Annotated in this window: 19 protein-coding genes and 1 tRNA gene; 6 read left to right on the top strand and 14 right to left on the bottom strand. The window is 69.9% G+C overall.

Going from position 1 to position 19,920, the window contains the following annotated elements; genetic code table 11:
* The first annotated feature begins 44 nt into the window (after nt 1-44).
* The gene (locus tag NWFMUON74_RS02880) at nt 45-689 is read left to right on the top strand and encodes an MBL fold metallo-hydrolase (protein WP_187686453.1); all 645 of its coding nucleotides are present in this window, start codon (nt 45-47) and stop codon (nt 687-689) included.
* Here the strand turns inward: NWFMUON74_RS02880 and NWFMUON74_RS02875 are convergent.
* Nucleotides 674-2,062: a dipeptidase gene (locus NWFMUON74_RS02875; RefSeq protein ID WP_187686452.1), complete on the bottom strand. Its 1,389-nt coding sequence runs from the start codon at nt 2,060-2,062 to the stop codon at nt 674-676. The two genes, NWFMUON74_RS02880 and NWFMUON74_RS02875, sit on opposite strands and share 16 nt — an antisense overlap.
* A gap of 136 nt (nt 2,063-2,198) precedes the next feature.
* On the opposite strand from NWFMUON74_RS02875, the gene gad reads away from it, so the two are divergent.
* On the top strand, nt 2,199-3,608 hold the full coding sequence (gad, locus tag NWFMUON74_RS02870) for a glutamate decarboxylase (RefSeq protein WP_187686451.1): 1,410 nt from the start codon (nt 2,199-2,201) through the stop codon (nt 3,606-3,608).
* Nucleotides 3,609-3,614: 6 nt separating this feature from the next.
* Here gad and NWFMUON74_RS02865 read toward each other — a convergent pair whose 3' ends face one another.
* Nucleotides 3,615-4,511, bottom strand: a complete 897-nt coding sequence (locus tag NWFMUON74_RS02865; RefSeq protein ID WP_187686450.1) for a LysR family transcriptional regulator ArgP — start codon at nt 4,509-4,511, stop codon at nt 3,615-3,617.
* 74 nt (nt 4,512-4,585) lie between these two features.
* On the opposite strand from NWFMUON74_RS02865, the gene NWFMUON74_RS02860 reads away from it, so the two are divergent.
* Nucleotides 4,586-5,428, top strand: coding sequence for a LysE/ArgO family amino acid transporter (locus NWFMUON74_RS02860; protein WP_187686449.1), 843 nt, complete (start codon nt 4,586-4,588; stop codon nt 5,426-5,428).
* A gap of 33 nt (nt 5,429-5,461) precedes the next feature.
* Here the strand turns inward: NWFMUON74_RS02860 and NWFMUON74_RS02855 are convergent, their stop codons facing one another.
* From NWFMUON74_RS02855 to NWFMUON74_RS02845, 3 genes are all read right to left on the bottom strand, one after another.
* Nucleotides 5,462-6,163: a DUF2334 domain-containing protein gene (locus tag NWFMUON74_RS02855; RefSeq protein ID WP_187686448.1), complete on the bottom strand. Its 702-nt coding sequence runs from the start codon at nt 6,161-6,163 to the stop codon at nt 5,462-5,464.
* A gap of 107 nt (nt 6,164-6,270) precedes the next feature.
* The gene (locus NWFMUON74_RS02850) at nt 6,271-8,469 is read right to left on the bottom strand and encodes a S9 family peptidase (RefSeq protein WP_187686447.1); all 2,199 of its coding nucleotides are present in this window, start codon (nt 8,467-8,469) and stop codon (nt 6,271-6,273) included.
* A 56-nt stretch (nt 8,470-8,525) separates the two neighbouring features.
* Nucleotides 8,526-8,738, bottom strand: coding sequence for a hypothetical protein (locus tag NWFMUON74_RS02845; RefSeq protein ID WP_187686446.1), 213 nt, complete (start codon nt 8,736-8,738; stop codon nt 8,526-8,528).
* A gap of 362 nt (nt 8,739-9,100) precedes the next feature.
* On the opposite strand from NWFMUON74_RS02845, the gene NWFMUON74_RS02840 reads away from it, so the two are divergent.
* Nucleotides 9,101-9,325, top strand: a complete 225-nt coding sequence (locus tag NWFMUON74_RS02840; protein ID WP_187686445.1) for a DUF397 domain-containing protein — start codon at nt 9,101-9,103, stop codon at nt 9,323-9,325.
* A 7-nt stretch (nt 9,326-9,332) separates the two neighbouring features.
* Here the strand turns inward: NWFMUON74_RS02840 and NWFMUON74_RS02835 are convergent, their stop codons facing one another.
* From NWFMUON74_RS02835 to NWFMUON74_RS02815, 5 genes are all read right to left on the bottom strand, one after another.
* Nucleotides 9,333-10,292, bottom strand: a complete 960-nt coding sequence (locus NWFMUON74_RS02835; RefSeq protein ID WP_187686444.1) for an alpha/beta hydrolase — start codon at nt 10,290-10,292, stop codon at nt 9,333-9,335.
* 107 nt (nt 10,293-10,399) lie between these two features.
* Nucleotides 10,400-10,834 (bottom strand): HIT family protein, encoded by a 435-nt coding sequence (locus NWFMUON74_RS02830; protein ID WP_187686443.1) that lies wholly within the window; start codon nt 10,832-10,834, stop codon nt 10,400-10,402.
* Nucleotides 10,835-10,874: 40 nt separating this feature from the next.
* On the bottom strand, nt 10,875-12,296 hold the full coding sequence (purB, locus tag NWFMUON74_RS02825; RefSeq protein ID WP_187686442.1) for an adenylosuccinate lyase: 1,422 nt from the start codon (nt 12,294-12,296) through the stop codon (nt 10,875-10,877).
* Nucleotides 12,297-12,358: 62 nt separating this feature from the next.
* Complete coding sequence (locus NWFMUON74_RS02820) at nt 12,359-13,048, bottom strand: TetR/AcrR family transcriptional regulator (protein ID WP_187686441.1); 690 nt, start codon at nt 13,046-13,048, stop codon at nt 12,359-12,361.
* Nucleotides 13,049-13,242: 194 nt separating this feature from the next.
* Nucleotides 13,243-14,403 carry a pyridoxal phosphate-dependent aminotransferase gene (locus NWFMUON74_RS02815; RefSeq protein WP_187686440.1) on the bottom strand — a complete coding sequence of 387 codons (1,161 nt, stop codon included), beginning with the start codon at nt 14,401-14,403 and terminating at the stop codon, nt 13,243-13,245.
* A gap of 104 nt (nt 14,404-14,507) precedes the next feature.
* Here NWFMUON74_RS02815 and NWFMUON74_RS02810 point away from each other — a divergent pair, with 104 nt between their 5' ends.
* The gene (locus NWFMUON74_RS02810) at nt 14,508-15,530 is read left to right on the top strand and encodes a M23 family metallopeptidase (RefSeq protein ID WP_187686439.1); all 1,023 of its coding nucleotides are present in this window, start codon (nt 14,508-14,510) and stop codon (nt 15,528-15,530) included.
* A gap of 93 nt (nt 15,531-15,623) precedes the next feature.
* Here NWFMUON74_RS02810 and purD read toward each other — a convergent pair whose 3' ends face one another.
* A complete protein-coding gene (gene purD, locus NWFMUON74_RS02805; RefSeq protein ID WP_187686438.1) occupies nt 15,624-16,904 on the bottom strand; it encodes a phosphoribosylamine--glycine ligase in 1,281 nt (426 codons plus the stop codon).
* 112 nt (nt 16,905-17,016) lie between these two features.
* Between purD and NWFMUON74_RS02800 the strand changes: the two genes are divergently transcribed.
* Nucleotides 17,017-17,442, top strand: a complete 426-nt coding sequence (locus NWFMUON74_RS02800; protein WP_187686437.1) for an HIT family protein — start codon at nt 17,017-17,019, stop codon at nt 17,440-17,442.
* A 1-nt stretch (nt 17,443) separates the two neighbouring features.
* Here the strand turns inward: NWFMUON74_RS02800 and NWFMUON74_RS02795 are convergent, their stop codons facing one another.
* The 3 genes from NWFMUON74_RS02795 to NWFMUON74_RS02785 form a co-directional block, all read right to left on the bottom strand.
* Nucleotides 17,444-18,940 (bottom strand): sensor histidine kinase, encoded by a 1,497-nt coding sequence (locus tag NWFMUON74_RS02795; RefSeq protein WP_187686436.1) that lies wholly within the window; start codon nt 18,938-18,940, stop codon nt 17,444-17,446.
* Entirely contained in the window at nt 18,937-19,674 is a 738-nt protein-coding gene (locus NWFMUON74_RS02790; RefSeq protein WP_187686435.1) for a response regulator transcription factor, read from the bottom strand. Before NWFMUON74_RS02790 ends, NWFMUON74_RS02795 begins: the two co-directional genes overlap by 4 nt.
* 77 nt (nt 19,675-19,751) lie before the next feature.
* Nucleotides 19,752-19,823 (bottom strand) — tRNA-Thr (locus NWFMUON74_RS02785).
* Nucleotides 19,824-19,920 lie beyond the last annotated feature (97 nt).

The raw sequence follows: 19,920 nt of genomic DNA, 5'->3' as shown, positions 1-19,920 counted from the left end.
GCGCGGGTCCGGCTCGCCGGGGCGCGCGGAGTTACGGTGAACACATGCGCATAGCCCACTTCGGTCACTCCTGCCTGCTGGTCGAGCTGAACGGCGCGAAGGTGCTGTTCGATCCGGGCACGTTCTCGCACGGTTTCGAGGGCATCACCGGGCTCGACGCGATCGCGATCACCCACCAGCATCCCGATCACATCGACCCGAACCGGATCGAGGCGCTGATCGCGCGGAACCCCGGCGCCCGGCTGCTCAGCGACCCCCAGACCGCGCAGTTGCGCGGCGAGCCCTGGGAAGCGGTGCCCGCCGGACGGCAACTGGCCCTCGGGGATCTCCGGATCACCGGTGGCGGCGGACGGCACGCGGTCATCCACCCCGAGCTGCCCGTCATCGACAACACCGTCTTCCAGCTGGGCACCTCCGACGATCCGGCGCAGTTCGTGCACCCCGGCGATTCGCTGTGGGTACCGCCGGTGCGGGTCGGCGTGCTGGCCACCCCGGCGGTCGCGCCGTGGATGAAGATCAGCGAGGCCGTCGACTACCTGCGGGCGGTCGGTCCCCGCGCCGCCTTCCCCATCCACTACGGCATCATCACGCCCGACGCGCAGGGCATCTACTTCGGCCGGCTGTCCGAAATGCGCCCGGCGGACACCGAATTCACGGTGATCCAGGCGGAGGATCACACCGAGTTCTGAGCGGCGCCGGCGTAGGTGGACAGGAACAGCGCCTCGGTCAGCGCGATGTGCTCGATCTCGGTGGGATCCACGCTCTCGTTGGGGGCGTGGATGAGGCATTTCGGTTCCTCGACGCCGATCAGCATGATCTCCGCGTCCGGATAGGTGTCGGCGAGGACGTTGCACAGCGGGATCGAGCCGCCTTGACCCTGGGTGGTGGCCGCGCGGCCGTATGAGGCGAGGAAGGCGGCCTCCATCGCGGCGCGGGCCGGACCACCCGTGCCGGAACGGAACGGCGCGCCGACGCCCTCGGTTTCGACGGTGACCCGCGCCTGCCACGGCGTATTCGATTCCAGGTGCGCGGTAAGGGCTTTCAGCGCCGCGCCCGGGTCGACGCCGGGCGGGATCCGCAGGTTCAGCCGGGCCCGGGACCGGGGCTGGACGGCCGCCGACGAACCCACCACCGGCGGCACGTCGATGCCCAGGACGGTGATCGCGGGACGCGCCCAGACCATGTCGGCGACCGTGCCGTCGCCGAGCAGGTCGACGCCGTCGAGGACGCCCGCGTCGGCGCGGAACTGCTCGGCCGGGTACTGCACGCCGTCCCAGATCTGGCCGCCGGGCAACCCGGCGATCGTGGTGTTGCCCCGCTCGTCGCGCAGCGTGGCCAGCATGTGGATCAACGCGGCCAGCGCATCCGGCGCGGGACCGCCGAACATGCCGGAATGCACGGGGCCGGAAAGAGTTTCGACGGTGACGAGAACATTCACGTTGCCGCGCAGGGTCTGTGTGAACGTCGGCACGCCCGCCGCGAAGTTGCCGCAGTCGGCGATCACCAGGGCGTCGGCGCGCAGCAGCTCCGCATGGCGCGGCACGAATTCCTCCAGCCCGCCGGTGCCCTGCTCCTCCGAGCCCTCCGCGACCAGCGTGATGCCGACCGGAAAGTCCTTGCCGCCCAGCGTTGCCCGCAGCGCCCGCAGCGCGGTCAGGTGGGCGACGATATTGCCCTTGCAGTCCGCGGCGCCGCGCCCGTACCACCGGCCGTCCCGCTCGGTGAGCTGCCAGACCGGGGTCTGCCAGGCGTCGTCGCCGAGCGGCGGTTGCACGTCGTAATGGCAGTACAGCAGCACCGTCGGCGCACCCGCCGGAGCCGGGTGTCGGGCGACGACGGCGTGGCTGCCGTCGGGCGTCTCGTGCAGCCCGGCGTCGGTCAGCCCGGCCGCGGCGAAGGCGTCGGCCACCCACTGCGCGGCCCGCAGGCACTCCGACGGCGGAAACTGGCGCGGATCGGCCACCGAGCGGTACGAAACCAGTTCGGCCAGATCGTGTTTCGCCTGCGGCATCAGCGACCGCACCTGGTCGCGCAGCGCGGCCGTGCGGGCATCGTCGGTCATATCGGCTCATCCTCCGTCTCGGGTGGGCAAGTGTCGAAACGACACCGTTCCCACTCACTGTGTAGCGGACATCCACGGGGCTGTGCCATGCTGGCGAACGCACGGCAACTGGTCTACACCAGCGCCAGGAGGCGATATGCCCGACGATCCCACCGCATCCGACGACCTTTTCGCGCAACCCCCGCTCGAGACCGGGGCGCCCAAGAACGCCTTTCCCGATAGCGAGATGTTCGCGGAGGCCGCGTATCAGATCGTCCACGACGAGCTGCTGCTCGACGGCGTCGCCCGGATGAACCTCGCCACCTTCTGCACCACCTGGGTCGACGACCGGGCCCGGCGCCTGATGAACGAATCGATCGACAAGAACATCGTGGACAAGGACGAGTATCCGCAGACCGCCGAACTGGAGCGCCGCTGCGTGCGGATGCTCGCCGATCTCTGGCACGCGCCGGACCCGGCGACCACGCGGGGTACCTCCACCACCGGGTCCAGCGAGGCCGCCATGCTCGGCGGGCTGGCGGCCAAGTTCCGCTGGCGCAAACGCGGCGGGACAGGCATTCCGAATTTCGTGTGCGGGCCGATCCAGGTGGTGTGGGAGAAGTTCGCACGATATTTCGACGTCGATATCCGCCAGGTGCCGTTGCGCGGCGACCGGCTGACACTGCACCCAGACGATATCGCGACCCATTGCGACGAGAACACCATCATGGTCGTGCCGACCTTCGGGCAGACATTCACCGGACTTTTCGAGGACGTCGCGGGAATCAGCCAGGCGCTCGATGATCTGCAGGCGCGGACCGGACTGGACATCCCCATCCACGTCGATGCCGCGAGCGGCGGCTTCCTCGCCCCCTTCGCCGCGCCGGAACTGGTGTGGGACTTCCGGTTACCGCGAGTGCGGTCGGTCAATGCCTCCGGGCACAAGACCGGCCTGGCTCCGCTGGGGGCCGGGTGGGCGATCTGGCGCTCGGCCGACGATCTGCCGGAGGAATTGATCTTCGACGTCGATTACCTGGGCGGCAACATGGCCACCTGCAATCTCAATTTCTCGCGGCCCGGCGGGCAGGTCGTCACCTCGTACTACGAATTCATCCGGCTCGGGCGGGTCGGCTATTCCCGCGTGCAATCGGCGGCGTATTCGGTGGCGCAGCACCTGGCGGCGGGCATCGAGAAACTCGGGCCGTTCGAGATCATTCACGACGGTGACCCGCTGCGGGGCATCGCCGCGGTGTCGTGGACACTGCCCGACGACCAGCCGTACAACCTCTACGACCTCTCCGACCGCCTGCGCACCCGCGGCTGGCTGGTCGCCGCCTATCCGCTCCCCGCCGACCGCGGCGACGAGACCATCATGCGCGCCCTGATCCGCCACGGTTTCAGCCACGACATGGCCGATCTGCTGCTGACCGACATCCAGCGAGCCCTCGCTCAACTGGACACCCATCCGCCCACGGTGCCCCTCGATCGCGCGGCGGCCGGTGGCTTCACCCACAACGCCACTCCGGAGGTCAGCACCGCCGCGCTCCGCCACCGCCTCCGCGCGTAGCCCGTCTCAGCGCAGGGATTCGGTGGCCGCGGCGGCGATGAGGGTCGCGATGGTGGTGAGTGTCGGGGAGTGCAGCCGCCATTGCTGCCAGTAGAGGGGAACGTCGATGTGCAGGTCGGGGGCGAGCGGAACGAGGCGGCCGGTATCCCGATCGCGGGTGGTTTGCACGTCGGGCAACATGCCCCAGCCCAGGCCCAGGCGCACGGCTGCGGCGAAGCCCGTGGAGGAGGGGATGTAGTGGCGGGGTGGGTCCAGGGGGCGGCGGGCGCGGCGGCGCATCAGCCTGTCCTGCAGGTCGTCCTTGCGATCGAACAGGACGACCGGGGCGGCGGCGAAGGCACGGGCGGTGGGGCCGTCGGGAAACCACGTGCGGGCGTACTCCGGGGTAGCCATCGGGCGGTAGCGCATCGCGCCGAGCCGCTCCACCCGGCAGCCCTGCACAGGCTGCGCCGTCGCGGTGATCGCCGCCATGACGGTGCCGTCGCGCAGCAGCCGGGTGGTGTGTTCCTCGTCCTCGCGGTGGATTTCGAAGCACACCCCGGCCGGAGCGCGGCCCAGCGCGGGCATCACCCACGTCTCCAGCGAATCGGCGTTGATCGCGACAGGAATCCGGACGCGGCCGCCGCTGTTCTCGGATTCGCTTGCGACACCGCCTAATTCACGGACGGTGTCACCGGTGAGGAGTTCGATCTGGCGGGCGAGGCGCAATACGGCGCGTCCGGATTCGGTGGGGCGCACCGGTTTCGTGCGCTGGAGCAGGGTCCGGCCGACCGTGCCCTCGAGGGCCTTGACGCGCTGGCTCACCGCCGAGGGCGTTACCCGGAGCCGACGGGCGGCCGCCTCCAGGGTGCCCTCGGCGACCGCGGCGTCGAGGGCGCGGAGCTGGTCGAGTTGCAGATCCATATGAAGAAATTCTAATGACCGCTGAAAAACTTCAGCTTGTCTGATTATCGTAAAGGTCCCTAGCGTCGACCGGTGTGAGCGTTTCCGCCGTGCTACCCGGCCTGGGCTTCGGGCTGTCGCTGATCGTGGCGATCGGCGCGCAGAACGCGTTCGTCCTGCGTCAGGGCATCGGGGGCGCGCACATCCGCGCCGTCATCGCGGTCTGCACCCTTTCCGACGTCGTGCTGATCGCGGCGGGCATCGGCGGCGCGGGCGCCGTCCTGACCACGGCGCCGGTCCTGCTGGATGTGGCCCGCCACCTCGGCGGAGCCTTCCTCCTCGCCTACGCCGCCCTCGCCGTGCGGCGCGCCCTGTCCCCCGGCTCCCTGCGCACCGGCCCGGACCCACACGCTCGGACGAGTCGAGGCAACCCTGGTCCCCCGCACAGCCGCACCGGCATACGCGAGCCCGCCCAGCGTCACACCGCCGGCGCGTTACCCCCGGCCACCGCATCGAGGGCGATCGGCACCGTGACCACCGGCAACACGATCGTGGACGCGACCACCGCGCCCGCCGGAGCCCGGGCGGCAGACACTCCCGCCCTCCCGGCAGCGGTCGCGCCGACGCGCCCGCGCACCACCGCTGCCCGCTCGCCCCTGGTGCGCACGATCCTCACCTGTCTGGCGCTGACCTGGCTCAACCCGCACGTCTACCTGGACACCGTGGTGTTGATGGGCTCGTTCGGCAACACCTACGGCCCGGATCGCTGGTCGTTCGCGGCAGGCGCGATGCTCGCCAGCGTCCTGTGGTTCGCCGCCCTCGGCTACGGCAGCCGCCTCCTCGCCCCGGTGTTCGCGCGCCCCACCGCCTGGCGCGTGCTGGACTCGGCCATCGCGCTGATCATGCTCGCCCTCGGGCTGAGTCTGCTCCTGCGCTGAACGACGGCGAAAACCCTGTCGCCCCAGCGCGTCTCAGGCCGCACGGGCGGGGGTAAGCGGCTCCCAGCGATAGGTGTCGGGCACGGCCTCGTGGAACAGCGCGAGGTCGATGGCGTCGAGCACGGCCTGGCGCGGACCGGAGCGATCGAGCTGGGCGGCCGAGACCGCCAGGCGGAGGATGCCGCCGCGACGAGCGGTGCGCGCCGCACTCATCACCAGGGCGTGGCACCACCACGGTTCGGCGCGGAAGCCCTCGCCGATGCCGTGCACCCAAGCCCGTTGGGTCACACCGCGTTCCAGGTCGTGCAGGCCGGTGAGCCCGAGCGCCAGCCGGAAACCCACCGCGGGCAGGGCGGCCAGCGCGCCCTCCGAGGAGTTCCAGCGCGGGGCCGCGAACAACCGGGTCCGCAGGCCGACGCCCTCGAGTACGCGGTCGGCGGCCGTCAACCGCAGTCGCGCTTCGTGTTCGGGCAGCGTCGCGAACTCGGCCCGCCGCCGTTTGGTGGCGGCCTGGTCGTAGCCGTGCAGGACGATCGCGTCGCCCGCCGCGCGGCGCGCGCGCAGCCAGTCCTGCGTCGGCGCGTCGTCGGCGAGCCGGTACTTGTTCTTCAGTCGCGGTGCGACCAGCAGTGACAGCGGGACCTCGCGCCGATCCATCTCGGCGGCGAAGGCCATGGCCGTTTCCCTGGTGGCGTCACGAATGCCCGACACCGAGACCAGCAGTTGTGCACGCATAATGGCGCGTACCCCCTTTCGGTGCTGCCAACCACACCCACTGTGCGTGGGCGAGGTGTCGGCACCGTGCTGCGCGGGTGACGCGCCGACGAATTCGCGCTACCGAATCAGGCGTCCGCCAGGCCGACCGTGTCCAGCACCCAGGCGTATTCGAACGCCACTTCCTTCCACTTCTCGTAGCGCCCGCTGACACCGCCGTGCCCCGCGCTCATCTCGGTCTTCAGCAGCAGCGGCGCGTCGCCGGTCTTGGTGGCGCGCAGTTTCGCCACCCACTTGGCCGGTTCCACATACAGCACCCGGGTGTCGTTGATGCTGGTGATCGCCAGGATCGCCGGATAGTCCTTGGCCTCGACATTCTCGTAGGGCGAGTAGGACTTCATGTACTCGTAGACCTGCTTGTCCGCCAAGGGGTTTCCCCACTCGTCCCATTCGATGACGGTCAGCGGCAGCGAGGGATCCAGGATCGAGGTGAGCGGGTCCACGAACGGCACGTTGGCCAGGATGCCGGTGAACAGTTCGGGCGCCAGGTTGGCGACCGCGCCCACCAGCAGGCCGCCCGCGCTGCCGCCGTCGGCGATCATCCGGTCCGGCGCGGTGACCCCCGTGTCGACGAGATGCCTTGCGGAGGAGACGAAGTCGGTGAACGTGTTGCGTTTGGTGAGTGTCTTGCCGTGCTCGTACCACAGCCGCCCCATCTCGCCACCGCCGCGCACGTGCGCCACCGCGAACACCATCCCGCGGTCCAGCAGCGACAGCCGCGACACCGAGAACGCCGGGTCGATGCTGGCCTCGTAGGAGCCGTACCCGTAGAGCAGCAGCGGCTTCGGGCCGGTTCCGGCGAGATCCTTGCGCCGCACCAGCGAGATCGGGATCCGGGTCCCGTCCTGCGCCACCGCCCAATCCCGCTGCTGCTCATAGTCGTTCGGGTCGTAGCCGCCCAGCACCGCCTGCTCCTTGCGCAGGGTCATCTCGCCGGTGGCGGGCACGTAGTCGAAGACCTGCACGGGGGTGATGAAGGAGGTCAGGCCGAGCCGCAGGGTCGGCTGGTCCCATTCCGGGTTGGAGCCGACCCCGGCGGCGAACAACTCCAATCCGAAGTCCAGCTCACGCAGTTCGCCGTAGCCCTCGGAGGTCAACGGCCACACCGCGACTCGCGACAGCGCCTCACGCCGGTAGGACAGCACCAGATGGTCGGCGAAGCAGTCGATGTCCTCGAGCCGCACGTCGTCGCGGTGCGGGATGAGGATCGTCAGGTCTGCCGGATCGTCGGCGGGGGCCTCGGCGAGCACGAAGTTCTCCGCCTTCACCCCGTCCACGACGTCGTTGTGCAGCACCAGGAATCGGTCGCGCCCGCCGATCACCGCGTGCTCGGCGGAGTATTCGACGCCCTCGCGCCGGGGCAGCAGCACCCGGAATTCGCCTTCGGGATCGTCGGATTCGAGCACCCAGCCCTCGGTGGTGATCTTCGAGCCGACCCAGATCATCAGATATTTCTCGGAGCGGGTGGCGCCGATGCTCACCCAGTAGCGCTCGTCCGGTTCGTGGAAGACCTTGACGTCGGCGTCGGTCGAGGTGCCGAGGCGGTGCCGCCACACGGTGTCGGGCCGCCACGACTCGTCGACGGTCTGATAGAAGACATGCGTGCCGTCCAGCGACCAGGTCGCGCCGGGGGCGGTGCCCGGGATCTCGTCGCCCAGCGGCTCTCCGGTGCGCAGATCCTTGAACCGCAGCACGTACCGCTCGTCACCGACGGTGTCCATCGAATAGGCCAGCAGCGTCCCGTCATGGCTGACCGAGAACGCGCCCAGCGCGAAGAAGTCGTGATCCGCGGCGAGCGCGTTGCTGTCCAGCAGGATCTGCTCGCCCGCGATCTCGGTGTCGGCCTCGAGCTGCGGCGGAGTCCAGTCGTCGGGATCGGCGACGGGGCAGCGGCAGTGCACCCCGTACTGCTTGCCCTCGAAACTGCGGGAGTAATACCAGAATTCGCCCATCCGGGCGGGAACGGACAGATCGGTCTCCTGCGTGCGCGCCTTGATCTCGTCGAAGATCTTGTCCCGCAGCGGCCGCAGGTGGGCGGTTTGCGCGTCGGTATAGGCGTTCTCGGCCTCGAGGTAGGCGATGACCTCGGGATTCTCCTTGTCGCGCAGCCATTCGTAGTCATCTACGAAGGTGTCGCCGTGGTGTACCCGTTCGGTCGGCACCCGCTTGGCGATCGGCGGCGTCGCGCCGTCGAGCGGCGACGGCGTCGCGGCGGACGCTGCGTCGCCGGCGGTCGGGGTCGTTCCGGTGCCACTGTCGAGAGCCATGCGCTCCACCGTAGTGCGCGGCGCGGCGGACCCGTCGCCAACCCCGGACCGGGGGGTTACCCCAGCCCTGTCGACCGCGGCACCGGTCGACGCAGGTCACGTGGGTTGTCCCGGACCGTGCGCCGCGAGTCCATCAGAAAATACAGCGCGGCCTTGCGGCGCGGGCACTGATCGGTGGGGCAGCTGCTGTGGATGTGCAAGATGTTGTGAGCCTGCTCGACGGTGAGGTGCCGGGGCACCACCGCGCAACTGTCGAAGACGGGTGCCATGCGGTGCTCCATCCTTGTCGTGCCTGGGGTGTGGCGCGGCGCACATTTTCGGCTACGCCGACTGATCGACGCCGTATATCCGCCACAATCAGCGGGGTTTCCGATTCGGTTGCGAGGTAAACCACGAGAATGTCACCCGCGGGCACGACCGTGACCAGCGCCACGTCGGCCCCGGCGACCGCATCGCTCCCGTCCGGTCCCACTTGTTCATCGGCGCGGGACCGGGGAGACGGGCCCCGGAAATACGGCGAATCACCATTCGCACCGCCGGAACGGGCCGACCGGCTACTGTCTACGTCGGCGTCGCCCGGACCGCTCCGGCCGACGCTGCCCGCCGGATTCGGACCCGCACAGGAGCAGATGTGGAAGCGAAGAACCGCGAGATCGAGCCCGACGCCGTCTGGCACCGCAGCAGTGAGTCGGGCGGCGTCGAGGTGGCCTTCCTGGCCAGTGGCAACATCGGCCTGCGGGATGCGAAGAATCCCGACGGCCCGACGCTGATCTTCACCCCCGGCGAGTGGAAGGCATTCGTCGCCGGAGCCAAGGACGGCGAGTTCAACCGTCCCGGTTCGGTCCCGCGATCCTGATTCGGATTCAAGCTCCGATGGCGGCGGCGATCGTGGGCCACGAGGCGTGCAGCGTGTCCTGCCAGTAGGACCACGAGTGCGTGCCCACCGGGCTGCGATCGATGCGGGCCGGGATGCCCAGCCCTTGGAGTCGCCGCTCGAACGCCGTCACGCACACGTCGACACCGGCCTCGATCGGGCCACCGAAGAAGAGGTTCTCGGGCAGCTGTGGTTTGATCTCGGCCTCGTGCGGGCCCGGAATTCCGGTGCCGGTGGATAGGTAGATGGTGGTCCCGCGCAGCCGATCCGCCAGCAGCGCCGGATCGTGCGCACCCCATTCGGGACCGCCCGGGGCGCCCCACATATTGCCCGGGGTACCGCCGCGATTGGCGATGGAGAACAGGATCGGCCCCTGTGCCAGGCCCAGATCCGGGCACGCGCTGTAACCGGCGATCGCGCGATACAGCCCCGGATTGCGCACCGCCAGCACGAAGGCCGCGATACCGCCCATCGACAGTCCGCCGATCGCGTTGGTCCCGTCGCCGGAGAAATTGGCGTCGATGATCGGCGGCAGTTCCCGGGTCAGGAAGGTCTCCCACCGGTAGCGGCCCAAGCGCGGATCGTCCTGCTGCCAGTCGGTGTAGTAGCTGGCCTGTCCGCCCATCGGCAGCACCACGTTGACGTCCTTGCCCGCGAAGAAAGGTTCGGCGTCGGTGGCGTTGGTCCAGGTGCTCTGCCGCTCCCCCGGATCCAGGCCGTCGAGCAGGTAGTAGGTCGGCCGCACGCCGCCGCCCGCCGGATGCAGCACCTGGACCTGGACGACGCGGCCCATGGCGGCCGACTCGACGAACACCGCCGCGCGGGTCGGGCTCAGCTCGTCGATTCCGACGACCCGGGCCGCGGACGCGCGCGGTGGCGGCCCGGCCCACGGCCCGAACGCACCGGCAACAATAGCGAGCACAACAGCAGCAACGGCCTTACGCCGCATTTCGCACCTCCATCAGCCCACCACAAGTGCCAATAAAAGTAACGCACGACCCGAAACAGCCAGTCGCAGCGGCTCGCTGGCATCTATTCAGCAAACCACAGGTTGGGTCACTCCGGAACCGAACGCTCCAACGCCCCGCGGATGGAACCCGCCAGATAGTCCAGATCGGCCCGGGCCGGACTCGTCGGGCGGCCGCGCAATCCGAATCCGTCACCGGGAGTGCGCGGTATGACGTGCAGGTGCACATGGAACACCTCCTGCCCCGCCGTCACCCCGTCGGCGAGGAAGAAGTTCACCCCGTCGCACCCCACCTCGGACGCGCGCAATGCCGCGGCCAGCCGCTGCCCCACCCGGAACAGCTTGCCGCCCAGCTCCGGATCCAGCTCGGCCAGACTGCGCGCCGGAACCTTGGGGATCACCAGCAGGTGCCCGGGTGTCATCGGCCGAATGTCCATGAACGCCAACACATCGTCGTCCTCGTACACCGTGGACGCGGGGGCGCGACCGGCGACGATATCGGCGAAGATCGAATACGGGTCCATGAGCGATCAGCCTACGTCGCCGGCGTCACCGGCGGGCGGGCTACAGAATGGGCGACGGCGTGTAGCGGGCCGCGTCGGGGTCCGCGTCGACCAGCTTCTGCACCTGCGCGACGACATCGGTCACCTGGGCCGCGGCCGCGCCGATGAACGCCGACCTGTCCGACAGCGCCTCGTCGAGCGCCGCCCGGTCCAGCGGCATCCGGTCGTCGGCGGCCAGTCGGTCCAGCAGGTCGGGTTCGCGCCCCTGCTCACGCATCGCCAGCGCGACCGCGACGGCGTGCTCCTTGATGACCTCGTGCGCGGTCTCGCGGCCGACACCCGCGCGTACGGCCGCCATCAGGATGCGCGTGGTGGCCAGGAAGGGCAGGTAGCGGTTCAGTTCGCGTTCGCTGACGGCCGGGTAGGCGCCGAATTCGGTCAGCACCGTCAGGAAGGTCTCGATCATGCCGTCGATGGCGAAGAAGGCGTCCGGCAGCGCGACGCGGCGCACCACCGAGCAGAACACGTCGCCCTCGTTCCATTGCGCGCCGGCGAGTTCGGCGGCCATCGTCGCGTACCCGCGCAGCACCACCTGCAGGCCGTTCACGCGCTCGCAGGAGCGGGTGTTCATCTTGTGCGGCATGGCCGAGGAGCCCACCTGGCCGGGCTGGAAACCCTCGGTGACCAGTTCGTGCCCGGCCATCAGGCGCACGGTGTGCGCGAAAGACGAAGGGCCCGCGCCCAATTGGACCAACGCGGAGAGCACGTCGTGGTCCAGCGAACGCGGATAGACCTGCCCGACGCTGCTGAGCACGGTCGCGAAACCCAGGTGCCGCGCCACCTTCTGCTCGAGTTGCGCGAGCTTTGCCGAATCGCCGCCGAGCAGATCGAGCATGTCCTGTGCCGTACCCATCGGGCCCTTGATGCCGCGCAACGGGTAGCGGTCGATCAGCTCGCGCAGCCGGGTCAGCGCGATCAGCACCTCGTCGGCCGCACTGGCGAAACGCTTGCCCAGCGTGGTGGCCTGCGCGGCGACATTGTGCGAGCGCCCCGCCATCACCAGCGCCTGATATTCGGTGGCCCGCTCGGCCAGCCGGGCGACCACCGCGACACCGTGCCGGTACACGTGCTCGAGCGAGAGCCGGATCTGCAACTGCTCCACGTTCTCGGTGAGATCGCGGCTGGTCATGCCCTTGTGGATGTGCTCGTGCCCGGCGAGCGCGTTGAACTCCTCGATGCGCGCCTTCACATCGTGGCGGGTCACCCGCTCGCGGTCGGCGATCGACGCCAGGTCGACCCGGTCGATCACGCGCTCGTAGTCCTCGACCACGCCGGGCGGCACGTCCACGCCGAGTTCGACCTGCGCCCGCAGCACTTCCAGCCACAGCTTGCGCTCGAGCACGATCTTGTGCTCGGGCGACCACAGCCGAACCAGTTCGGGGCTCGCGTACCGGGTGGCGAGGACGTTCGGGACAAGACTCACGGCGCCAGTCTAATGTTCCCCGGCTCGGCTCCGATCAGGGCCGGACCGCTCGCCGCTGCCGCTCAGGCGGTGGTGTGCTGGGACAGCGAATGCGGGGGTGCGTGCGGCGGCGGGTGGGGCGCGGCGTGCGGGGCGGCGATGTGTTGCGAAGTGGGCGGCGCGATCACGTCGATCAGCTCGAGCAGCGCGCCGCGGGCCACCCGGCGCGGTTGCGGATCCAGTTCGGCCAGCGCCGCCACCACCGCGCCGTCGACCACCGCGACCAGCCGCCGCAGCTGCTCGATTCGCACCACCCGATCGGACCGGCGCAGCACATCGGCCAGCAGCTCCTCGAGCTGCGCGCGTAGTCGTAGCTGCACGTCGCGTAATTCGGGGTGCCGGGCGGAGGCCACCGAGCGCTCGTAGCGCGCGATGAGCTGGCCGCGCTCGAACTCGTTGTGGCCGTCCACGCCGACGAGCAGGTCCAGGATCAGGTCGACGGTCGCGTCGGCGCCGCGGCGGCGATGGGTCACCTCGCCGACGCGGCGGCGCATCGCCTCCAGTTCGGCGTTGCCGCTGAATTCGACCGCGCGCGCGATCAAATCCTCCAGCGACTCGAAGTAGTAGGTCGTCGACGCCAGCGGTAGATCCGCGCGGGTGGCCACCGAACGGTGGCGCACCGCGTCGAACCCGCCCTCGAGCAGCAACTCGGCGGCAGCCGCGACCAATGCTTGGCGACGCCGTTCGCCTTTCGGTGTCGTCGCGGTGATCACCGTGTCATCGTGCCAGTCATCATCAGCTCATCCGTGCCAAATCGGTGCGATCTATGACAATTCAGGTTGGTGTGGGCAAATGCGCCCCGCGGTGTTGAAAAAACAACCACCGCTTTTCTACCGCATCCGGGCGTCCAGGGTGGGCCGGAACGAAAAGTCTTAGCGGGTCGATGCTGTTCAGCTGGCCGGTCTGTTCATGCGTCCAGGTATCTCCGGAGGCGGACCAGCGCCTCTTCGATGTCGGCGGTGGCGCCCGCGAAGGAGAAGCGAACCGTGTGGTTCCCGTTGGCGGTGTCGAAATCGACGCCCGGCGCGAGCGCTACTCCCGTGTGCGCCAGCAGATCCGCGCACCAGCGCGTGGAATCGTCGGTCAGGTGGGCGATATCGGCGTAGGCGTAGAACGCGCCGTCGGCGGGGGCGAGTTCGGTGATGCCCAGTCGGGGCAGGCCCTCGAGCAGCAGCGCGCGGTTGTCGGCGTACCGGCGGACGTGGCCGTCGAGTTCGGTCGCGGCCTCCGCCCCGAAGGCGTGCACCGCCGCGTACTGCGAGACGGCCGGCGGGCAGACGGTCATATTGGACGCCAGCCGCTGCAGCGCCGGGCGCAGGCCCGCGGGCACCAGCATCCAGCCCAGACGCCAGCCGGTCATCGAGAAGTACTTCGACACCGAGCCGACGACCACGGCCTCGCGCGAGGTCTCCCACGCCGAGGCGGTCGGTTCGGTATTCGCGTAGACGATGCCGTGGTAGATCTCGTCGGAGATCAGCAGCGTGCCGTGCGCATCGCACCAGCGGGCCAGGGCGGCCAGTTCGTCCGGGTCGATCATGGTGCCGGTCGGGTTGGCCGGACTCGCCACGATGAGCCCCGCCGGTGGCTCCGGCAGCGCCTCGAGCATCGCGACCGTCGGCTGGAACCGGGTCTGCGGGCCGCAGTCCAGTTCGACCACCCGGCAGCCCAGGGCGGCGAGGGTGTTGCGGTAGGCCGGGTAGCCGGGACGGGCCACCACCACGGTGTCGCCGATGTCGAAGGCGGCCAGGAAGATCAGCGTGAACGCGCCCGACGAACCCGTCGTGACCACCACGTCGTCCGGATCGACCGCGACATCGTAGGTGCGGTGGTGATAGTCGGCGATCGCCGCGCGCAGCGGCAGCACGCCGAAAGTCTCGGTGTAGCCCAGCAGTTCGCGGTCCAGTGCGGCCTTCGTCGCCCGTAGCACGGGAGCGGGCGCGGGGGTCGACGGCTGCCCGGCGGCCAGCACCAGCACATCGCCGTGGGTGCGAGCGCGCTCGGCGGCCGCCTTCCAGACATCCATGACGTAGAAGGGCGGGACGGCCGACCGGCGGGATTCACTGCGCACCAGACGACGGTAGAGCACGGCGAGTTCGCGATGTTCCTGAGACGAACCTGAACACCCGCCTTGCGGCCTGCGACCCGGGCGATCCCCCTGTTATCGTCGGCAGAATGCCTGACCAGGCACGCCGTGCAAAGGTTCTACCAGGGGGCGGGTCGGTTCTCCGCCCGGACTGGCGCTCGACGCTGCGGCGAGAACGAGCGGCGCGGCGGCGGCGCATCCGTGCCGCGGCGACCCGGGCGCGCACGTCGGCGGCACAGGTCGGCACGTCGGCGACGCGGGCGCGCGGGTCGGCGCGGCGCAGTTGGAGGGCGGTCGCCGGATTCGATTGGCGCGGATTCCTGCGCCGCGACTGGCGGGCCCACGCGAACGAGCTGTGGCCGCGGCTGCGGGCCCGGCTGCTGCGACATCGGGTGCTCGTGGCGGGGGTGGTCGTGGTGGCGTTGTTCGCCGCGGCCGATGCCACCGGGCCGCGGCCGATCATCGCCGAACCCGCGCCCGGCAGCGAGCAGCGGATCCCGGTCGCGTATCCGCTGCAGGTGCGGGCGGCGCCGGAGTCGAGCAAGCGGTATCTGAACGCCATCGACAACGGCGAGCACATCCGCGAGGCACAGGTGGTGGCCGCGGCCGCGCGGGCCACCCTGGAGCGCGCGAAAGCCGAAGCGGCAGCGGCGGTCTCGGGACGACCGGCGCCCTGGCTGGGCGGCACGGTCACGCCCGTCCCCGGCGGGATCCTGCCCGGCATCGGCGGTTTCGTGCTCCCGGCGCGCGGCACGTTCACCTCCGGGTTCGGGCAGCGCTGGGGCACCTTCCACGCCGGGATCGATATCGCGGCACCGATCGGCTCGCCGATCTACGCCATCACCGACGGCACCGTGATCGACGCGGGCCCGGCACAGGGTTTCGGGCTGTGGGTCCGCATCCGGCACGACGACGGCACCGTCTCGGTCTACGGCCACATGTACGACTTCTTCGTCTCGGTCGGCGAACGCGTCCGCACGGGCCAGCAGATCGCCCGAGTCGGCAATCGCGGCGATTCCACCGGCCCCCACCTGCACTTCGAAATCCTGGTCAACGGCCGGCACATCGACCCGCAGCCCTGGCTGGCCTTCCACGGCCTCCAACTGAGCTGAACGCCTGCGCGGCCCAGGGAACTCCCGGTCCGCGACACCGGTGCGGCGACGACGGCTCATGACCGCGCACTCGGACGGGAAGGGCCGCGAGACCTACACGTGGGCGGCGGGGATGGAGATGCGCCCTTCGACGGCGGCCAGGGCTATGTCGGTGCGGTAGTGGCTGCCGGGCAGTTTGATCGCCGCGATGCGGGCGTAGGCGCGGTCGCGGGCTGCGGCCAGGTCCGCGCCGGTGGCCACCACGTTGAGGACGCGGCCGCCGCCGGAGAGCAGGGCGCCGTCGGCCCGCAGCGACGTACCGGCATGCAGCACTTCGGTATTCGGCTCCGCGCCCTCGGTGCCGGTGATCACGTCGCCGGTGCGGGGGCGGCCCGGGTAGTTCTCGGCCGCCAGCACCACGGTGACCGCCGCGCCGTCCTGCCAGCGCGGGGCCTCGGCCTGTGCGAGCGCGCCGGTGGCCGTGGCGTGCAGCAGCGCGCCCAGCGGGCTGTCCAGTAGTGCCAGCACCGCCTGGGTCTCGGGATCGCCGAAGCGACAGTTGAATTCGACCACCGCGGGACCGGCCGGACCGATCGCGAGCCCGGCGTACAGCAGCCCGGAGAACGGCACGCCGCGCCGGACCATCTCCGCCGCAACGGGTTTCACGACGCCGTCGACGACCTCGGTGACCGTCTCCGGCGGCAGCCACGGCAGCGGCGTGTAGGCGCCCATGCCGCCGGTGTTGGGCCCGGTATCACCGTTGCCGACGCGCTTGTGGTCCTGCGCGGGGAGCAGCGGCACCACCGTCTCGCCGTCGACGAGACAGAACAGCGAGACCTCCGGGCCGTCGAGGAAGGATTCCAGCAGCACCGGGTGGCCCTGCTCGAGCAGTTCGGCGCCGTGGTCGCGGGCGGCGAGCCGGTCGGTGGTCACCACCACGCCCTTGCCGGCGGCGAGCCCGTCGTCCTTGACCACCCAGGTCGGGCCGAACCGGTCCAGCGCGGCATCGAGTTCGCCCGGATGATCGACCACCTCGCTGTGCGCGGTGCGCACGCCCGCCGCGGCCATCACATCCTTGGCGAACGCCTTCGACCCCTCGATCCGGGCCGCGGCCGCCGACGGACCGAAGCAGGCGATCCCCGCGGCCCGCACCGCGTCCGCGATGCCCAGCACCAGGGGCACCTCCGGCCCGATCACCACCAGATCGGCGGCGACCTCGGTGGCCAGCGCCACCACCGCCTCGGCGCTGCAGGGATCGACCGCGCGCAGCTGCGCCTGCTGCGCCATCCCCGGATTACCGGGCGCGGCGACCACGGCGCTGACCCCCGGATCCCGCCGCAGGGCCAGCACGAGGGCGTGTTCACGGGCTCCGGAACCGATGACGAGTACTCGCACCCGACACAGCTTAGGTCAAGCCACCACACCCCCCGCCGGGTATCACCCGGACAACCACGCGCCGTTCAACAGCAGTTAACTCGGCCCTCCCTTCCCCCAATACACTCGCCCCATGGCTTCTGTCTTCAGCGCGATCATCAACGGCGACCTGCCGGGACGATTCGTCTGGGAGGACGACGAGTTCGTCGCGTTCCTCACCATCGCACCGGTCACCCAGGGCCACACCCTGGTCGTCCCCCGCAAGGAGATCGACCAGTGGCAGGACCTCGATCCGGACACCTTCGCCCGCATCAACGGCGTAGCCCAGAAGATCGGCCGAGCGGTTCGGGCGGCCTGGGATGCTCCCCGGGCGGGACTGCTCATAGCGGGCCTGGAGGTCCCGCATCTCCACGTGCACGTATTCCCGGCCTTCGACCTCGCCGACTTCAACATCTCCCAGGCAGACCCGTCCCCCAGCCCGGAATCCCTGGACGAGGCCCAGGCCAGGATCAAGCAGGCCCTGCGCGATCTCGGCTACGGCGCCGACGTGCCCGACTGAGTCACCGCGGCAGCCGCACGGTGAAGGTGGTCCCCGCCCCGACGGCACTGGTGACCGCCACCGTGCCGCCGTGCGCGGCGACCAGCGCCTGCACGATCGACAAACCCAGCCCGGTCCCGCCGCTGTCCCGGCTGCGGGAGGCATCGGTGCGGTAGAAGCGTTCGAAGAGCCGTTCGACCTGCTCGGCGGGCAGGCCCGGTCCGGTGTCGGCGACCTCGAGCACCACCTCGTCGGCACCGGGGGTCAATCGCAGCGTCACCGCCGCGTCCGGCGGGGTGTGCACGAGCGCGTTGCCGACCAGATTCGACAGCACCTGCCGCAGCCGCGCCTCGTCCCCGAGCACCTCCAAAGTCCCCGCGCCGGAACGTATTTCGAGACCGATCTCGCGAGCAGGGCCCGATGGCCGCCGGGCGGTGTCGACCGCGCGAGCGTTGTGCACGGCGTCGCTGGCCAACGCCAGCAAGTCGACCGGGCGGCGTTCCAGTGGCCGCTGCGCGTCGAGCCGGGCCAGCATCAGCAGATCCTCCACCAGCAGCCGCATCCGGTTCGATTCGCTTTCGATGCGATCCATGAACAGCGCCGGATCAGGCAGTGCCCCTTGGCGATACAGCTCGGCGAAACCCTTGATGGTGGTGAGCGGGGTACGTAGTTCATGACTTGCGTCGGCGACGAACTGCCGCATCTTCGCCTCCGACCGCCGCGCCGATTCCTCCGACGCCTCGGTGGCGGCGAACGCCCGCTGGATCTGGGTCAGCATCCCGTTCAGCGACTGCGACAGCCTGTCGACCTCGGTGTTGGTGTGCCGCACCGGAACTCGCCGATGCAGGTCACCGCCCGCGATGGCCGCCGCGGTCGCCTCGACCGCGAGCAGCGGCCGCAGGCTACGCCGGATGACGAACTGCGCCACCACCGCCAGCGCGGCCAGGACGATCGCGCCCACCAGCACCTGGAGGCCGATCAATCGGTCGATGATGTTCTCGGTTCCGTTGAGCGGTAACGCGACCACGCTGGTCCCCTCGGCGTTGGCGACCCGCACGGCGCGCCAGTGCGCTCCCGGGTCGCCGACCGAACCCACCGTGCGCGGGTGCCGTCCGAGATCGTCCGGAATGTCCGGCGCGGATCCGGCGTCGTCGATCCAGATCCGTAGGTTCCCCGCCGAATCCTGCACCCGCACATAGAACGGTTCGAGTGTCCGGACCGGACGAACGGACGGCCGGTTCGGCGGTTGCGGCGCACCCGGTCGCGCGAATCCCTGTACCGCATCGGAGATTTCGCGGTCGACGCGATCGATGAGGATACGCTGCATCACCGAGGTCACCGCGATACCTGAGCCCAGCAGACCCAGCCCGGCCAGCAACACCAGCGCCAGCACCAGCGTCACCCGCAGCGGCACCGCTGTCGGCCGTCGCCACAGCGCACCGGACACGGCCCGCCGGCGACTCGGAGCGGGAGACGGCACGACCGCGACGGCAGCGTCATCGGCCTGCCGCGCGCTCATTTCACCGACGACTTGCTGCGACTGGGCGCACGCATCACGTAGCCGACCCCGCGCAGCGTGTGGATCAGCCGGTCCGGTCCGGTGTCGACCTTCTTGCGCAGGTAGGAGACGTAGGTCTCGACGACCCCGACCTCACCTCCGAAGTCGTAGCGCCACACGTGGTCCAGGATGCGCGGCTTGCTGAGCACGGTTCCGGCGTTGACCATGAAATACCGCAGCAGCGTGAACTCGGTCGGCGACAACGCCACCGGCTCACCGGCCTTCCATACCTCGTGGGTGTCGTCGTCGAGTTCGATGTCCTCGAACCGCAACCGCGAGGATTTGCGCTCCTCCACCGTGTGCCCGGAGCGCCGCAGGATGACCCGCAGCCGTGCCACCACTTCCTCCAGGCTGAACGGCTTGGTGACGTAATCGTCCGCGCCCAGCGTGAGCCCGGTGACCTTGTCCTCCACCTCGTCGCGCGCGGTGAGGAACAGCACCGGCGCATCGATCCCGTCGGCCCGCAGCCGCCGCAGCAGCCCGAACCCGTCCATGCCGGGCATCATCACATCCACGATCAGAGCGTCCGGCCGGAACACCCGGGCCCGATCCAACCCCTCGGCCCCATTGGCCGCCGCGGCGACCTCGAACCCCTGATACCGCAGGCTCACGGTGAGCAACTCGACGATCATGGGCTCGTCGTCCACCACGAGCACACGCGCCTCGGGCGTCCGTTCGGCAGGCTGACCATTCATAACGCCCATGGTGCTCCCTACCCCACCGAGCACGCTGTGCCTTCGCTGGGAGTTTCCTGGGAGCGACCGACCAATAGAGCCCCCTGTCGGGATTGAACCGACGACCTTTCGCTTACAAGGCGAGTGCTCTACCACTGAGCTAAGGAGGCGGAAAGCGGTGACATCATAACCGGGATCGGCCGGTAGGCCGAACACGGCGGCTGTGGGCGCCCGCTACCGGGTGCCCACAGCCGCCGAGCCGGTTGT

It is taken from the genome of Nocardia wallacei (assembly GCF_014466955.1).
GTDB classification, from domain to species: domain Bacteria; phylum Actinomycetota; class Actinomycetes; order Mycobacteriales; family Mycobacteriaceae; genus Nocardia; species Nocardia wallacei.
This window is presented reverse-complemented; position numbering and strand designations above follow the sequence as displayed.